Origin of the sequence: Kitasatospora sp. NPDC006697 (assembly GCF_042869935.1) — a bacterium.
Taxonomy (GTDB): Bacteria; Actinomycetota; Actinomycetes; order Streptomycetales; family Streptomycetaceae; genus Kitasatospora.
In genome coordinates, this window is record NZ_JBIAGU010000004.1 from 208,802 (window position 1) to 223,972 (window position 15,171).

At 71.7% G+C, this 15,171-nt stretch carries 13 protein-coding genes; 7 read left to right on the forward strand and 6 right to left on the reverse strand.

The features are described from left to right. Positions 1-63 precede the first annotated feature (63 nt). The 6 genes from ACFYNO_RS08025 to ACFYNO_RS08050 all read right to left on the reverse strand — a co-directional run bounded on the left by ACFYNO_RS08025 (position 64) and on the right by ACFYNO_RS08050 (position 7,666). On the reverse strand, positions 64-1,125 hold the full coding sequence (locus tag ACFYNO_RS08025) for an SIS domain-containing protein (RefSeq protein ID WP_388007103.1): 1,062 nt from the start codon (positions 1,123-1,125) through the stop codon (positions 64-66). Between the two features lie 94 nt (positions 1,126-1,219). After that, on the reverse strand, positions 1,220-2,524 hold the full coding sequence (locus ACFYNO_RS08030; RefSeq protein ID WP_388007106.1) for an extracellular solute-binding protein: 1,305 nt from the start codon (positions 2,522-2,524) through the stop codon (positions 1,220-1,222). Positions 2,525-2,887: 363 nt separating this feature from the next. Further along, complete coding sequence (locus tag ACFYNO_RS08035) at positions 2,888-4,456, reverse strand: glycoside hydrolase family 3 protein (RefSeq protein ID WP_388007109.1); 1,569 nt, start codon at positions 4,454-4,456, stop codon at positions 2,888-2,890. 5 nt (positions 4,457-4,461) lie between these two features. Then, positions 4,462-5,301, reverse strand: a complete 840-nt coding sequence (locus ACFYNO_RS08040) for a carbohydrate ABC transporter permease (protein ID WP_388007112.1) — start codon at positions 5,299-5,301, stop codon at positions 4,462-4,464. Next, on the reverse strand, positions 5,298-6,281 hold the full coding sequence (locus ACFYNO_RS08045) for a carbohydrate ABC transporter permease (protein WP_388007115.1): 984 nt from the start codon (positions 6,279-6,281) through the stop codon (positions 5,298-5,300). The genes ACFYNO_RS08040 and ACFYNO_RS08045 overlap by 4 nt, the downstream gene beginning before the upstream one ends. Before the next feature lie 110 nt (positions 6,282-6,391). After that, positions 6,392-7,666 (reverse strand): extracellular solute-binding protein, encoded by a 1,275-nt coding sequence (locus ACFYNO_RS08050; protein WP_388007118.1) that lies wholly within the window; start codon positions 7,664-7,666, stop codon positions 6,392-6,394. 333 nt (positions 7,667-7,999) lie between these two features. On the opposite strand from ACFYNO_RS08050, the gene ACFYNO_RS08055 reads away from it, so the two are divergent. The 7 genes from ACFYNO_RS08055 to ACFYNO_RS08085 all read left to right on the forward strand — a co-directional run bounded on the left by ACFYNO_RS08055 (position 8,000) and on the right by ACFYNO_RS08085 (position 15,161). Beyond that, a complete protein-coding gene (locus tag ACFYNO_RS08055) occupies positions 8,000-8,797 on the forward strand; it encodes a GntR family transcriptional regulator (protein WP_388007121.1) in 798 nt (265 codons plus the stop codon). A gap of 398 nt (positions 8,798-9,195) precedes the next feature. Then, positions 9,196-10,218, forward strand: a complete 1,023-nt coding sequence (locus ACFYNO_RS08060; protein WP_388007124.1) for a phytanoyl-CoA dioxygenase family protein — start codon at positions 9,196-9,198, stop codon at positions 10,216-10,218. Between the two features lie 17 nt (positions 10,219-10,235). Next, complete coding sequence (locus ACFYNO_RS08065; protein WP_388007559.1) at positions 10,236-11,570, forward strand: DUF6271 family protein; 1,335 nt, start codon at positions 10,236-10,238, stop codon at positions 11,568-11,570. After that, positions 11,560-12,762, forward strand: a complete 1,203-nt coding sequence (locus ACFYNO_RS08070; protein ID WP_388007127.1) for a type III PLP-dependent enzyme — start codon at positions 11,560-11,562, stop codon at positions 12,760-12,762. Before ACFYNO_RS08065 ends, ACFYNO_RS08070 begins: the two co-directional genes overlap by 11 nt. Then, positions 12,759-13,289 (forward strand): GNAT family N-acetyltransferase, encoded by a 531-nt coding sequence (locus tag ACFYNO_RS08075; RefSeq protein ID WP_388007130.1) that lies wholly within the window; start codon positions 12,759-12,761, stop codon positions 13,287-13,289. Before ACFYNO_RS08070 ends, ACFYNO_RS08075 begins: the two co-directional genes overlap by 4 nt. A 6-nt stretch (positions 13,290-13,295) precedes the next feature. Continuing rightward, entirely contained in the window at positions 13,296-14,501 is a 1,206-nt protein-coding gene (locus ACFYNO_RS08080) for an MFS transporter (protein ID WP_388007134.1), read from the forward strand. A 27-nt stretch (positions 14,502-14,528) separates the two neighbouring features. Continuing rightward, positions 14,529-15,161 (forward strand): NAD(P)H-dependent oxidoreductase, encoded by a 633-nt coding sequence (locus ACFYNO_RS08085; RefSeq protein ID WP_388007137.1) that lies wholly within the window; start codon positions 14,529-14,531, stop codon positions 15,159-15,161. Positions 15,162-15,171 lie beyond the last annotated feature (10 nt).

The following is a 15,171-nucleotide window of genomic DNA, read 5'->3' on the forward strand; positions in this document are numbered from 1 at the left end:
TCCCGCGTCGGCGCCGTGGCCCGTAGTGCGTTCCAGGGCCGTTCCCAGGCCTCCTGCGGCCCCTCAGTGCGTCTCGGTGACCTTGGCCAGCGCCCGCGGCGCGTCCGGGTCCTGGCCGCGCGCGATGGTGATCTCGTAGGCCAGCTGCTGCAGCGGCAGGATCTCCAGCACCGGCTGCACCTCCTCCGGCACCCCGGGCGGCAGCACGAAGCCCGCCGAGGCGGCCGCCACCTGGTCCCGCTGCCCGACCACCATCAGGTCCGCCCCGCGCCCGCGCAGCCGGTCCAGCACCGGCTGCAGCGCCTCCCCGCCCTTGCCGTCCGGCACGATCGCGATCACCGGCGAGACGTTGTCCACCATCGCCAGCGGCCCGTGCAGCAGGTCGGCCCCGGAGAACGGGGTGGCCGGGATGTAGGTGGTCTCCATCAGCTTCAGCGCCGCCTCCCGGGCGGTCGGGTAGCCGTAGCCGCGCGAGGTGATCACCAGCCGCTGCGCGAACCGGTACCGCTCGGCCAGCGCCCGCACCTCGCCCTGCCGGGCCAGCACCGCCTCGGCCAGCGCCGGCAGCTCCCGGGCCGCCGCCACTCCCCCGTCGCCGCGCAGCCCCTGCACGAAGAGGTAGAGCGCCAGCAGCTCGGCCGTGTAGGTCTTGGTGGCCGGCAGCGCCCGCTCCGCACCGGCCAGCACGTCGATGTGGAACTCGGAGACCTCGGCCAGCGGGGAGCCCGGGTTGTTGGTCACCGCCAGGGTGACCGCGCCGGCCTCCCGGGCCGCCCGGGTGGAGGCCACCAGGTCCGGCGAGCCGCCGGACTGGCTGACCGTGACCACCAGCACGTCGGTCAGGTCGGGCCGGGCGCCGTAGGCGGTGGTGGTGGACATCGAGGCCAGCCCGGCCGGCTTGCCCAGCAGCACCTCGATCAGGTACTTGGCGTAGAGCGCCGCGTTGTCCGAGGTGCCGCGGGCGGTGAGCAGCACGAAGCGCGGCCGGCGGGCGGCGACCTGCCCGGCCACCGCCCGGATCCGGTCGGCGCCCTCGTCCAGGATCCGGCGCAGCACGGCCGGCTGCTCGGCCATCTCGGCCGCCATGATCCGGCCGGGGACGCCGGGCTGCTGATCGGTGGTCATCGACTGGGCCTCCGTCGGTGCGGTGGGTGTCCGTTCCCCCCGGCCGATCGTAGGACCGGGGGAACGGCGCGGCACCGCGATACCGCCGGACGGCTCAGGACTGGTTGTTGATCAGCTGGTTGATCTGCTGGTCGGCGGCCTTGGCGGCGTCGTCCACCGGCTTGCCGGCCAGGATCGAGTTGAGCATGTTCACCAGCACGTTCTGCTTCTCCACCTGGGCCCAGCCCGGGGCCAGCGGGGTGAACCAGGCGTCCGGCACCGAGTTGGCCGCGGCCGCGGTCTCCGGCTTGACCTTCAGCGGGTCCAGCTGGTTGAGGTTGTTCGGCAGGATGTCCTTGCCCGCCAGCAGGGCCTCCGACTTGGTGCTGGTGAAGAGCTTGACCCAGGTCCTGGCCACGTCGGCCGCCTGCGACTTGGCGGTGATCGCCAGGTCGGAGCCGCCGATGAAGCTGGGCAGCGGCTGGCCGTTCGGGCCGGGGAAGGCGGCGACCTTGAGGCCGTCCTTGAGCGAGGGGTCGGCGCCGGCCATGCCGGAGGCGTTGCCGGCCTCCCAGCCGTTGCCGTAGATCACGGCGGCCTTCTGCTTGCCGAGCACGTCCGACTGGTGCAGCTCGTTGACCGTCAGGTCGCCGTGGTTGTACCGCTTGACCAGGTCCACGAAGTGCTGGATGCCCTGCTCGGCCTTCGGGTCCTCCAGGGTGCCGTGCCAGTTGCCGGCGCTGTCGAACTTGGCGATGGTGCCGCCGTAGGCCGCCACGTAGGACATCGCCGCGTACCAGTACGGGCCGGGCAGGTAGAGCGGGGAGAAGCTCTTGTCGTCCTTGTGGGCCGCCGCGACCTTGTCCATCGCGGCCTTGAGGTCGTCCTCGGTCTTCGGGAAGTCGGCACTTCCGGTCGCCTGCTGGAGCATCGCGCTGTTGTAGATGCCGACTCTCGCACCCGCGTAGTACGGCACGCAGAACAGCTTGCTGTTGTAGGTGCAGGTGTTCTCCAGACCGCGGATCCAGCTGTCGGAGTTGTCGTAGTCGGCCTTGTCCAGCTGGGCCAGCGAGCCGTTGAGGATGTACTTCATGGTCTCGGTGTTTCCCAGCTCGACCACGTCGGGGGCCTTGCCCTGGGCGAGCGCGGTGTCCAGGTTGGCGACCTTGTCGGTCCAGGTCTGGTAGCTCAGTTTGAGGGTGACGTTCGGATACTGCTGCGCGAACTGGTCGTTGACCTGCTGGACCAGCTCCGGCCAGCTGCTCTGGGCGTCGTTCATCAGCCAGATGGTGAGCGTGCCGGTGACCGACTTCGGGTCGGTCGACTTGCTCGCGGCCGGACTGCCACCGCCGCCGCAGGCCGTCAGGCTCGCTGCGAGCGCGGTGACGACGGATGCGGCCAGGAGCTGACGACGCTTCACACGTTCCTCCGGGAATGACGGCTTGAGGGAACGCCCGGGGCAGGGAACGGCCGGGGGCAACCGAGGGTCGGGAAGTGGTCCAGACCAGGTTTCTGGAGCCTGGCCTAGACCAAACCTGATGTCAACGCGGAAAGAGTCTCAAAGGTCCACCGTTGTACACCTGTTGCGCGTGGTAAGCAGTGTGTCGCCAATTCACTACTTGAGGTGTCCTTAAGGCCTGCTTAATGTGTGACGAGTGCACCGCAAAATTACTGGCATGGACATTTTCGATAAATGCACCGGGGCCCCGGCGGAGGATTTCTCCTCCACCGGGGCCCCGGTGCTGAGCGGCGGTCAGAAAGTTCCGAACCGGCAGGACGCGGTCTAGCGGCTGACCGTGGGCTGGCCGGTGAGCACCTCCACCGCGGCCAGCCCGCAGGCCCGGGCCGCGCCGTGGGTGGCGATGTGCAGCGCGCCGGCCGGCGTGGCCTGCGGCACCCCCATCTCCACCACCAGCGCGTCCGGCCGGGCGTTCAGCAGCAGGCGCAGTGCCGCTGACATCCAGTCGTGGCGGTGCACATCGCGCACCACCAGCACCAGCCGCCGGTCCGCTGCCTCGGCCAGCAGCTCGGCGGCCAGCGCCTCCAGCTCGCCCTCGGCGGCCTGCTCCGGGCCGACCGCCCGGCTGCGGGTGCCGGGGAAGCGCTCGGCCAGCATGCCGGCCACGCCCCACGGGGTGTCGTCGCCGACCGCGATGTTCGACTCCGGCGAGAAGGAGGCGACGAACGGGCGGTCGGTCACCGGCTCGAAGGGCTGCGCCGGGTCGGCGGTCACCTTGAGGGCGCGGCGGGCGGCCCGCAGGCCGATCGACAGGTCCGGCTCGACCGGGGCGGCCTGGGCGGCCAGCTTCGATCGGCTCAGCCGGGCCCAGGAGCCCAGCGCGCGGACCCGGGCGGCGGCGTCGGCCAGCCGCTCCTGGTCCAGCCGGCCGTCCCGGACCGCCGCCACGATGGCGTCCCGCAGCTGCAGGACGGTCTCCTCGTCGCACAGCCCGCCGCCCACGCAGATCGCGTCGGCGCCGGCGGCCAGCGCCAGCACGGTGCCCTCGCTGATGCCGTAGGTGTCGGCGATGGCGCCCATCTCGATCGCGTCGGTGACGATCAGGCCCTGGTAGCCGAGGCCGCCCTCGCTCTCCGGCGCGCGCAGCAGACCGCCCAGCACGGCCTTGCTCAGGGTGGCCGGGTACTGCGGGTCGAGCGCCGGGATCATGATGTGCGCGCTCATCAGCGCCTTGGCGCCGGCCAGCACCGCGGCCCTGAACGGCGGCAGGTCGCGGGAGCGGACCAGCTCCTCGTCCACGTCGATCAGCGGCAGGCCGTGGTGCGAGTCCACGTTGGTGTCGCCGTGGCCCGGGAAGTGCTTGGCGCAGGCGGCCACGCCGGCCTCCTGCAGGCCCTCCACCCAGGCGGCGGTGTGCCGGGCGCAGAGCTCCGGGTCGGCGCCGAAGGAGCGCACGCCGATGATCGGGTTGCCCGGGTTGGAGTTGACGTCCGCGGCCGGGGCCCAGTTGAAGTTGATCCCGCACTCGGCCAGCGCCCGGCCCAGCTCGCGGGCCACCTCCCGGGTGAGCGCCGGGTCGTCGATCGCGCCCAGCGCCAGGTTGCCCGGCCAGGAGGAGCCGGAGCCGACCTCGAGGCGGGTGACGTCGCCGCCCTCCTCGTCGATCGCGATCAGCAGGTCCGGGTTCTCCCGGCGCAGCTCGGCGGTGAGCGCGGCCAGCTGGGCCTGGTCGGTCACGTTGCGGCCGAACAGCGCGACCGAGCCGAGGCCCGCGGCGATGTGCCGGTGCACCCACTCGGGCGGGGTGCCGCCCTCGAAGCCGGGCTGCAGCACGGTGAGCGCGTCGCGGTGCAGCTGGTCGCTGTCCGGGATGCTCCGTGTGAGGATGCTCACGGGGGTCAGCCCTTCACGGCGCCGTCGGTCAGACCGCTGACGGCCCGGCGCTGGAAGATGAAGAAGACGACGAGGACCGGGATCGCGAAGAGGCTGGAGGCGGCCATGGTGGCGCCCCAGTCGTCGCCGAAGGTGCTCTGGAAGGAGGTCAGCCAGAGCGGCAGGGTCTGGGCCGTGCCGGGGCCGGTGGCCTTGTTGAGGACCAGGGCGAGCGGCAGCTCGTTCCACGCGGTGATGAAGCCGAACAGCGAGGTGGACATCAGGCCGGGGGCGAGCAGCGGGAAGATCACCCGCACGAAGGCCTGGAACCGGGTGCAGCCGTCCACCATGGCCGACTCCTCCAGCTCCTTGGGCACCGCGGCGAGGAACCCGCGCAGCGTCCAGATGGTGAAGGGCAGCACCATCATCATGTAGAAGAGGGTCAGCGGGACCAGGCTGTTCAGCATGTCGTTGTCGCGGACGATCATGTAGACGGAGATCACCATGACCTCCCAGGGCGCCATCTGCGCGACCATCACGACCAGCACGAAGCCCTTGCGGCCCTTGAACTTCATCCGGGTCAGCGCGAAGGCGGCCATGGTGGCGATCACCAGCGAGGCGGCCACGGCGATCAGCGTGACGGTGAAGCTGTTGCCCACCATCTCCCAGAACTGGTCGGCGCCGGTGGCCGTCTTGAAGTGCTCCAGGGTCCCGTTGAACGGGATGAAGACCGGGGTCTTGCTGATGATGTCCGGGGTCCGCTTGAAGGCGGTGCTGAACATCCAGTAGACCGGGAAGGCGAAGAAGATGAAGAGGACGACGGCTACCGCGTTGGGCCAGCTGCGTCCCAGAACGGAGCGCCTCACAGCTCGTCCTCCTGCTTGAGAATGATCCGGAAGTAGTACGTCATCAGCACGCCGAGGCAGACCATGGTCAGCACCGCGATGGACGAACCCACGCCGTAGTGCTGGTTGCCCATGCCCTCGATGTACGCGTAGACCGGCAGGGTCTCGGTGAGCCGCTCCGGACCGCCGTTGTTGATCGCGAAGACCTGGGTGAAGGCCTTGAAGATCCAGATGATCTCCAGGAACGTGGTGCCCAGGAAGAAGGGCTTCAGGTTCGGGTAGATCACCGAGGTGAAGATCTTCCACGAGCCGGCGCCGTCCAGCCGGGCGGCCTCGTAGAGCTCGTTGGGGATGGTCGTCAGGGCCGCGTACATGTTGAAGGCCACGAACGGGATCGAGCCCCAGACCAGCAGCAGCAGGATGACGAAGAAGGTGGAGGTCTGGTTGCTGTACCAGTTGTAGGTGGCCATGCTGTGCCACCCGAGCTTGTCCAGGAACCAGTTGACCACGCCGTAGCGCTCATCGAAGAGCCAGGTGAAGACGGTGGTGCTGGCCACGATCGGCATCGCCCAGGCGAGCATCAGGCCGACCTGCAGCAGCAGCCGCATCTTCTTGCCGAGCCGGTTCAGCAGCAGGCCGACCAGGGTGCCGAGCACCATGATCAGCACCACGTTGAGCGCGGTGAAGGCCACCGAGCGCCCGGCGGTGTGCCAGAACTCGCTGCTGCCCAGCTGGTCCGAGTAGTTCTTGAACCCGTTCCACTCGGTCAGGTGGAGGATCAGCTGGCGCTTGTTGAGGTTCTGGAAGGAGAGCAGAACCGTCTCGATCAGCGGCCAGCAGAGCAGGGCCAGGGTGGCCAGGATGGCCGGGAGCAGCAGCAGGTACGGGGCGCCGCGGCTCAGCAGACTGGGACCGGCCGGTCGTCTCGGCCCCTTCAGGACGTCACCGCCCACGCCCAAGCCGGGCGAATCGGTCCGCACCGGTTCCGACTGAACAGCCATCGGTTCTCTCTTCCTCACGCCTGGCCGACTGGTGGCCGCAAACAGCAGGGCGGCGACGCCGCCCGCCGGTCCCCGCTTGGGGAGGACCGGCGGGCGACGTCGCCCGGGTATTACTGGCTCTGGCCGAGACGCTGGGTGATCTGATCGTCGTACTTCTTGGCGGTGCTGTCGTAGTCCGCGCCCTGCAGGACCGCGGCGAGGAAGTCCTTGATCGGGTTCGGGGTGTTCTCGACGTTCGACCAGGCCGGGATGTTCGGCGTGGTGGCACCGCTGGCGGAGGCCGGGATGGCGGCCTTGGCGTAGTCGGTGGTGGCCAGCGCGTCCAGCGAGGTCTTGTTCGGGACCAGGCCGGTGGAGGCCATCTGGCCCTCGAACTTGTCGGACATGGCGATCTTCAGGAAGCCCTTGGCCAGGTCCTGGTTCTTGCTCGCCTGGGCGATGGCCAGGTTCGAGCCGCCGAGGAAGACGCCGGACGGCTTGTCCGCGGTCTTGCCGGGGAGCGGGAAGTAGCCCACCTGGTCGGCCGGCATGTCCTTGGGGGCCGGGGCCTCCCAGCCGAGGCCGATCATCGAGCCGATGGTGCCCTTGGGGAACAGGGTGGACTGCTGCGGGGTCGCCTCGTCCTTGTCCTTGGGGGCGGTGGAGTAGGACTGCAGCTTCTGGTAGGTGGCGAAGGCGTCCTTGGCCTCCGGCGACTCCAGGTTGCCGGCCCACTTCGAGCCGTTCTGCTTGGCGATCTGGCCGTTGTTGCCGGCGATCAGGCCGAAGTAGGTGTACCACTCCTGGCCGGGCAGGTAGATCGGGTCCTGCACACCGGAGGCCTTGAGCTTGTCCAGGTCGCCGTAGTACTCGTCCAGGGTCTTCGGCGTGGCGGTGATGCCGGCCTTGGTCCACAGCGCCTTGTTGTAGATGACGACGCGGTTGGCGAAGTACCACGGGGCGGCGTACTGCTTGCCGTCCAGCACGGAGGAGGCGTTCAGGTTGGGGGCCCAGTCGGCACCGCCCAGGTCGGCCTTGGCGGAGGTCAGGTCGAGCAGACCGCCGGTGGCGGCGTAGCCCGCGGTCTGGGTGTTGCCGACCTCGAGGACGTCCACCGAACCCTCGGAGAGGGCGGTGGTGATCTTCTGACCGATGCCGTCCCACTTCTGGATCTGGATGTTGAGCTTGGCACCCTGGAACTGCGACTCGAAGTCGGTCTTGATGCCGTCCTGCCAGGCCTGCGGCGCCGAGCCGTCCATCAGCCAGACGTTGAGGGTCTTGCCGTTGTAGTTGGCCGGCTTGGACGAGCTGCCCGCGGTGTCGTCCTTCTTGGCCGAAGAACCACAGGCCGCGACACCGACGACCATTGCCGCGACGCCGACTGCCGCGATGAGCTGACGCTTCACGCCATCCTCCTGAGGGATGCCCGGGTGCCCCCCATCGGTGGCTGGCGACATACTCCCGCAAAACGGCCGAAAGCGGTGTCGCGAACCCTGAGATGGTCTGGGGATTCATGAGGTGGTCTGCAGTGGTGTAGACCAGATGCCTGGAGCTTGGCCTAGACCAATGGACGTGTCAACGGCCCGATGACCAATCCGGACGAGCCGTTATCAAGCCGACACCGCTCATCGTTCATCGTGTGATGAGGTCCCCTTCGCCATGGCATACGTGCAACGATGTGTGCCGTTAACGAGGTAGTGGGGCCGATGCGGACCCCGGCAGGAGCGGAGAACCGGCTCATGAGCACCGACGGGGGCACCACCGCCCAGCTCGCCCAGGCGGGGGCGTTGCCCGCGCAGGCCGCCACCACGGGCGACCCCGCGGCCGCGCGCGTGCCCAAGTACTACGGTCTGAAGCGCCACCTGCTCCAGCTGACCGAGACCCAGCCGGCCGGCACCCCGGTGCCGCCGGAGCGCGCGCTGGCCGCCCAGTTCGACACCTCGCGGACCACCGTCCGGCAGGCGCTGCAGGAGTTGGTGGTGGAGGGCCGACTGGAGCGGATCCAGGGCAAGGGCACCTTCGTCGCCAAGCCCAAGGTCGCCCAGGCGCTGCAACTGACCTCTTACACGGAGGACATGCGGGCCCAGGGCCTGGAGCCCACCTCCCGGCTGATCGAGGTCGGCTACGTGACCGCCGACGACCGGCTGGCGCCGCTGCTGGACATCAAGCCCGGCAGCCGGGTGCTGCGGATCGAGCGCCTGCGGCTGGCCAACGGCGACCCGATGGCGATCGAGGTGGCCCACCTCTCGGCCAAGCGGTTCCCGGCGCTGCGCCGCAACCTGGTCAAGCACAACTCCCTCTACACCGCGCTGCGCGAGGTGTACGGGGTGGTGGTGGCCGAGGCCGAGGAGACCATCGAGACCACCCTGGCCAACCCGCGCGAGGCCGGCCTGCTCGGCTCCGACCTCGGCCTGCCGATGCTGCAGCTCTCCCGGCACTCCTTCGACGCCGAGGGTGCCCCGGTGGAGTGGGTGCGCTCGATCTACCGCGGCGACCGGTACAAGTTCATCACCCGGCTGCAGCGGCCCAGCAGCTGAGCCGCACCTGACCGGAGCCCTTCGACGGCCCGGGGACACTGGCCGAACGGCCGGTGCCCCGGGCCGTTTCGCATGCCCGCTCCCGGGTGCCGCCGCGCGTCCGGAATCCACCGGTGTGAACCCTTCATCACGTCAGCTCGGGTGCCTTGGCTGATAGTTGACACTTTGGCGTGGTCTAGGCCAATCTGTCCAGGGAAACACGAGTTCGATTTCGGCGCGACCGGCCCGACCAGGCCGAATGTCCTGTTGTCTAGACCAACGGACGCCGCCGGCTCCCGGGTTCACCGCCCGTGCGGCGGTCCGTCCCGACCGCGGACTCGACGGCCGCAGCGTGCGGCCCGGCGGCCCGGGCAGGCCGCCCCCCGACTAGTTCCCGCCACCGACCCGTGGAGCACCGCATGGCGTCGTACCCCTATCTGCACCGGGCCGCCACCCAGCGCCCGTACTTCAGCAACGACGGCGAGGCGTACCTGGCCCAGACCCCGCTGCGCGACCTGGAGAAGGACCTGCCGCTGCGGGTGCTCTCCGCCGCGGACTTCGAGCACTGGCAGCAGTACGGGTACGTGGTGGTCCGGGAGGCGATCCCGGCGGCGGCCGCCGGGGCGCTGCTGGACTTCGCCTGGGAGTTCCAGCGGCTCGACCCGGCCGACCCGCGGACCTGGTACCAGGACCGGCCGTTCCGCGACGAGCTGGACCGGCACCTGCACGTCTACGGCTTCGTCGAGGCCTACCAGCACCAGCTGATCTGGGACAGCCGGCAGGCCCAGCGGGTCTACGACGCCTTCGTGGACGTCTGGGACTGCGAGGAGCTGTGGGTCACCCTGGACCGGCTCAACCTCAACCCGCCGAACGTGCGCAACCGGGACCGGGCCCTGATCGAGCCCACCGACCGCGGCTTCGACATCGAACTGCACTGGGACGTGGACACCACCCTCGGCAACCTGCCGCAGCGGGTGCAGGGCATCATCGCGCTCAACGACACCCGGGCCGAGCTCGGCGGCTTCCAGTGCGACCCGGAGCTCTTCCACCGCTTCGACCGCTGGCGGCTGGACCAGCCCGCCGGCCGCGACCCGATCCGCCCGGCCGTGGACCGCGCCGAGTTCCCGGTGGTCCGCCCCGAGCTGGCCGCCGGCGACCTGCTGATCTGGAACGGCCTGCTGGCCCACGGGGTGGCCCGCAACACCTCCGCCGACGGGGTGCGCGCCGTGCAGTACCTGTCGATGATGCCCGCGCTGGAGGAGCACACCCGGATGCGGGAGTCCCGGATCGACTCCTGGCAGCACCTCACCACCCCCGACTGGAACCGGACCCTGGTCGGCGACCCGGTCGAGCACGAGTCCCTGCGCTACGGCCCGGCCGCCCTCACCCCGCTCGGCGAGAAGCTGCTGGGCCTCAAGTCCTGGAACGGAGAGCCGGTATGAGCGGCACCACCACCGGGGTGCGGCGGATCTGCCTGGCCCTGCCCACCAACCGGGCCTGCCTGCCGACGCTGGCGCAGATCGGCGCCGAGGCGGCGCACGCGGCCCGGCGGTTCGGCGTCGCCGTGGAGCTGCTGGTGCTGGACTCGGCCGGGGAGGCGGCCGCCGCCGCGCACGCCGCCGCGCTGCGGGAGCTGCCCGCCGTGCCCGGGGTGACCGTGCACCACCTGGACGAGGCCGCCCAGCGCGCCTTCCTCACCGCCGCGATCGAGCGCTCCGGGCTGGCCAAGCCGGAGCTGCTGCTCGACCTGATGCTGCCCGACGGCGTCTCCTACGGCGCCTGCACCAACCGCGCCTTCCTGATCGCGGCCGCGCTGGGCTGCGACTCGGTGCACCGGCGCGACTCCGACCTGCACTACCAGCAGGCGGACGGCGCACCCCTCTACCCGGTCGACCAGGAGCTGGCCACCCTGGGCCGGACCGCCGCCGCCGCGGCCGCCGCGGTGACCGAGAACGCGCTGGACCCGGCGCTGGCCGGGCGGCCGGTGGCGCTGGTCGGCGCCTCCTTCATCGGCGAGCTCTCGGTGGACGTCGGCGAGATCGAGCGGCTGGACCCGCAGGCCTACCACGAGGTGGTGAGCCTGTGGGCGCCGATGGACGCGAGCGACCGGGAGAAGCGGGAGCTGGTCGAGGAGTCCTTCCGGGGCGCCGGCACGGAGCCGTTCACGGCCGACCGCAGCGTGCTCGACGTGCTCGACATGTACCGCGTGGACATGTGCAACATCAGCTTCCACCGGGCGGTCTACGAGGCGGTGCCGCTGCTGCCGGCCCGGGACACCATCGGCAGCGACTACTTCCTGATCCACGTGGTCTTCGACGCCAAACTGCCCGCCGTGCTGCACAACCGGCACATCGTCAACTTCTACACGCCCGAGCGGCGCACCGACGCCGGGTTCCAGGAGTACCAGCTGCGGTTCGCCAAGTTCCTGCTCTCCATGCTCTACCTCCACCACATCTACCGGCGGATGGGCGAGCTCGGCGGCCCGCTGGGCAGCGGGCTGCTCGGTGCCGGCCCGGCGGTCCGCGCCGACCTGATCGCCGGGCTGGCCCGGGAGAGCGCCGGGCTGGACCGCGCCGAGAACCGGCTGCGGCTGGCCGTGGTGGACGCCGCCTACCGCCGGCTGGGCGGGCGCTACGCGGAGTTCGCCGAGCTGCTGGCGGACCGCGGCGAGCGCCTGCTGGACGAGGCGCAGGCCGACATCGAGGAGTTCGCGCTGCTCACCGAGGGCTGGCAGCGGCTGGTCGCGGCCGCCCGCGGGCTGGGCATCGACCGGGCCGGGACCCATGCGGCCTGACCCCCGCCTGCGGGCCGCACTGGCCGCCGCCACCGGCGACGTGATCCTCTACGACCTGGCCGGCATCGCCGGGCAGTACGCCAACCTGCTGCGCGAACTGCCGGGCGTCTCGGTGCGGTTCGCGATGAAGGCCTGCCCGGTGGACGAGGTGCTGGCCACCCTGGCGGCGGCCGGCGCCGGCTTCGACGCGGCCAGCCCCAACGAGATCGCCCGGGCCGTCGCCACCGGGGTGCCGGTGGACCGGATCCACTACGGCAACACCGTCAAGTCCGACCGGCAGATCGCCGAGGCGCACGCCCTGGGCATCCGCGACTTCGCCACCGACTGCCTGGCCGACGTGGCCGCGATCGCCGCCGCCGCGCCCGGCTCCCGGGTCTTCTGCCGGCTGGCCACCAGCGGCGAGGGGGCGCTCTGGGGCCTGAGCCGCAAGTTCGGCTGCTCGGCCGCGGAGGCGGTGCGGGTGCTGACCGCCGCCCGGGAGGTCGGGCTGGTGCCGGCCGGCCTCTCGGTGCACGTCGGCTCCCAGCAGATGCAGGCCGAGGGCTGGCAGGCCGCCTTCGACACGCTGGCCGACGTGCTGGCCGGGCTGCGCACCGCGGGCATCGCGGTGGACCACGTCAACCTGGGCGGCGGACTGCCCGCGGCGGGCTGCCTGGACAAGCGGGGCCGGCCGCTGGAGCCGCCGCTGGAGAAGATCTTCACGGTGATCCGGGAGGGCCGGCAGCGGCTCTGCGAGGTGGCCGGCACCCCGCTGGACTTCCTGATCGAGCCGGGCCGCTACCTGGTCGCCGACCACGGCGCGATCCGGGCCGAGGTGCTGCGGCTCAGCGAGCGCGAGCAGCTGGGCGGGGAGCGCGGGCACTGGCTCTACCTGAGCTGCGGCAAGTTCAACGGACTCTACGAGATGGACGAGCTGCAGTACCCGCTGCTCTTCCCCGGCCGGGAGGGCGAGCCGCTGGTGCCCGCCGCGGTGGCCGGGCCGACCTGCGACAGCGACGACGCCTTCTGGCACGAGCGGGACCGCGGCCTGGTGCCGGTGCCGGCCGGGCTGGCCTCCGGCGACCCGGTCTGGGTGCTCTCCTGCGGGGCCTACGCGACCAGCTACCTGACCCAGGGCTTCAACGGGTTCACGCCGCTGCCGTACCGCTGCCTGCCGGTCGACGACCCGCTCGACGCGGAGGCCGGCTCGTGAGCGCGGCGCCGGCCCGGCAGCTGGCCGAGGCGGACTGGCCCGCCGTCACCGCCCTGGAGGCCGAGACCTACGGCCCGCTCGGCCTCTCCGAGGACCCGGCCGCGCTGCGCTCCCGGGCCGCCGCCTCGCCGGAGACCAACCTGGTGCTGGCGGACGGCGACGGGCGGCTGCTCGGCTACCTGCTCTCGCTCCCCTACCCGGACGGCCGCTACCCCGACCTCGGCCGTCCGGAGCCGGGCCCCGCCGGGCCGGACGAGCCGGACGGCAACCTGCACATCCACGACATCGTGGTCGCCCCCGGGCACCGCTCCCGGGGGCTGGCCGAGCTCCTGATGGTGCGGGTGGCCGAGACCGCCGCCGCGCTGGGCTACCGGCAGCTCTCCGCCGTGGCCGTCAACGGCGCCCACGCCCGCTGGGAGCGCAGCGGTTTCCGCCCCCACCCCGAGGTGCCGATCCCGGACTACTACGGGCCGGGCGCGGTCTACCTCCGCCGCCCGCTCGGCCCCACCACCCCCGAAGGAAGCTGATCCCCCATGTCACGCCCCAGCGGTCCCGCCCCGTACCGGCGGTCCCTGCTCGCCATCGCCGCGCTCTTCTGCTTCCTCGGCTTCCAGTACGCCAGTTGGGCCGCCCGGCTGCCGGCCTTCAAGAGCCGGCTGGGGATCGGCCCGGCCGAGATCGGCCTGCTGCTGATGGCCTGCGGGGCCGGCGCGGCCGCCTCCTTCCCCCTGGTCGCCGCGCTGCTGCGGCGGTTCGGCTCCCGGCTGCTCTCGCTGGCCTCCGGCGTGGTGCTGACCGGCGTGCTGCTGGCCTTCTCGGTGGTGCCCGACTACCCGCTGGCGCTGGTGGTCGCCGCGCTGGACGGGGTGGCGGTCGGCTGCCTCAATGTGGCGATGAACGCCCAGGGCGCGGCCCTGGAGGTGCGGCACGGGCGGACCGCGATGGCCAGGCTGCACGCCACCTTCAGCGGCGGCTCGCTGGCGGGCGCGCTGATCGCCTCCGGGGTGAACCTGTTCAGCACCTCGGTGGTGGTGCACTTCGCGATCGCCTCGGTGCTGCTGCTGGCGCTGCTCGGCTACGCGGCCCCGGCGCTGCTCGCCGAAGAGCCGGCGGCCGAGCCGGAACAGCCGGCCGGGAAGGCCGGGTCCAAGCTGCCGCTGCCCACCAGGATCACCCTCTGGATGGGCCTGGCGATGGCCTTCGGCACCGTCACGGAGGGCGCGATGAACGACTGGTCCGCCCTCTACCTGCGCGAGGTCGCCCACGCCGGCGCCGAGTTGGCGCCGATGGGGATCGCGGTGGTCTCGGTGATGATGGTGCTGGCCCGGGTCTTCGCGGACGGCTGGCGCAACCGCTGGGGCGACGGCCGCCTGGTCCGCTCCGGCAGCGCCCTGGCCGCCGCCGGCCTGGCCCTGGCCCTGCTGGCCGGCGGCACCGTCCCGGCCCTGCTCGGCTTCGCCTGCATGGGCCTGGGCATGGCCGCCGTCACCCCCTGCGTCTACGCGGCCGCCGCCCGGCACGGCTCCGACGCCCTCTCCCTGGTCGCCGCCATGGGCACCACCGGCCTGCTGGCCGGCCCCGCCGTGATCGGCTTCGTCGCCAACGGCACCTCGCTGGTCTGGGGCATGGCGACGATCTCGGTCTCCGCCGTCCTGGTCTCGCTCAGCGCGACCCGGATCCGGTTCCCCGCGGTGGCGGCGGGGGCGGCCGAGCCGGCGGTGGAACTGGCCACGCCGTAGCGCCCGTTCACCAGTAGGGTGCTGACCGTGTCGGAGAATCCGCGGCAGACCGCCGCCACAGTCGGTGTCTACCTGGCGCACCCGCGGCCGGGCAGCTTCAACCACGCGCTGCACGACGCGGTGGTGCGGGAGTTGCGCGGCCGCGGCTGCGACGTGCGCGAGCACGACCTCTGCGCCGAGGGCTTCCCCGCGCTGCTCGGCGCCGCGGAGACCGGCACGGTGGACGCCGCCCCGGCGCCGGTCGAGCCGCTGGTCGCGCTGCACCGGGCCGAGGTGGCCGAGCTGGACGCGCTGGTGCTGGTGCACCCCAACTGGTGGGGCATGCCGCCGGCCGTGCTCACCGGCTGGGTGCAGCGCGTCCTGGTGCCGGGGGTCGCCTACAAGCTCGGCACCGCCGCCGGGGAGCCGGCCGGGCTGCTGCGGGCCGGGCGGGCCCTGGTGCTGAACACCTCCGACACCCCGCAGGAGCGCGAGCAGGCCGAGTTCGGCGATCCGCTGGAGCGGATCTGGGCGGCCTGCGTGCTGCCCTACGTCGGTGTCACGGACATCCGCCGCACGGTCTTCCGCACCGTCACCGACTCCTCCGCCGAGCTCCGGGCCGGCTGGCTGGCCCGGGCCCGGGCCGAGGCCGCCGCACTGCTGGACGGCCTCCCCGGCTGACCGGCTGACC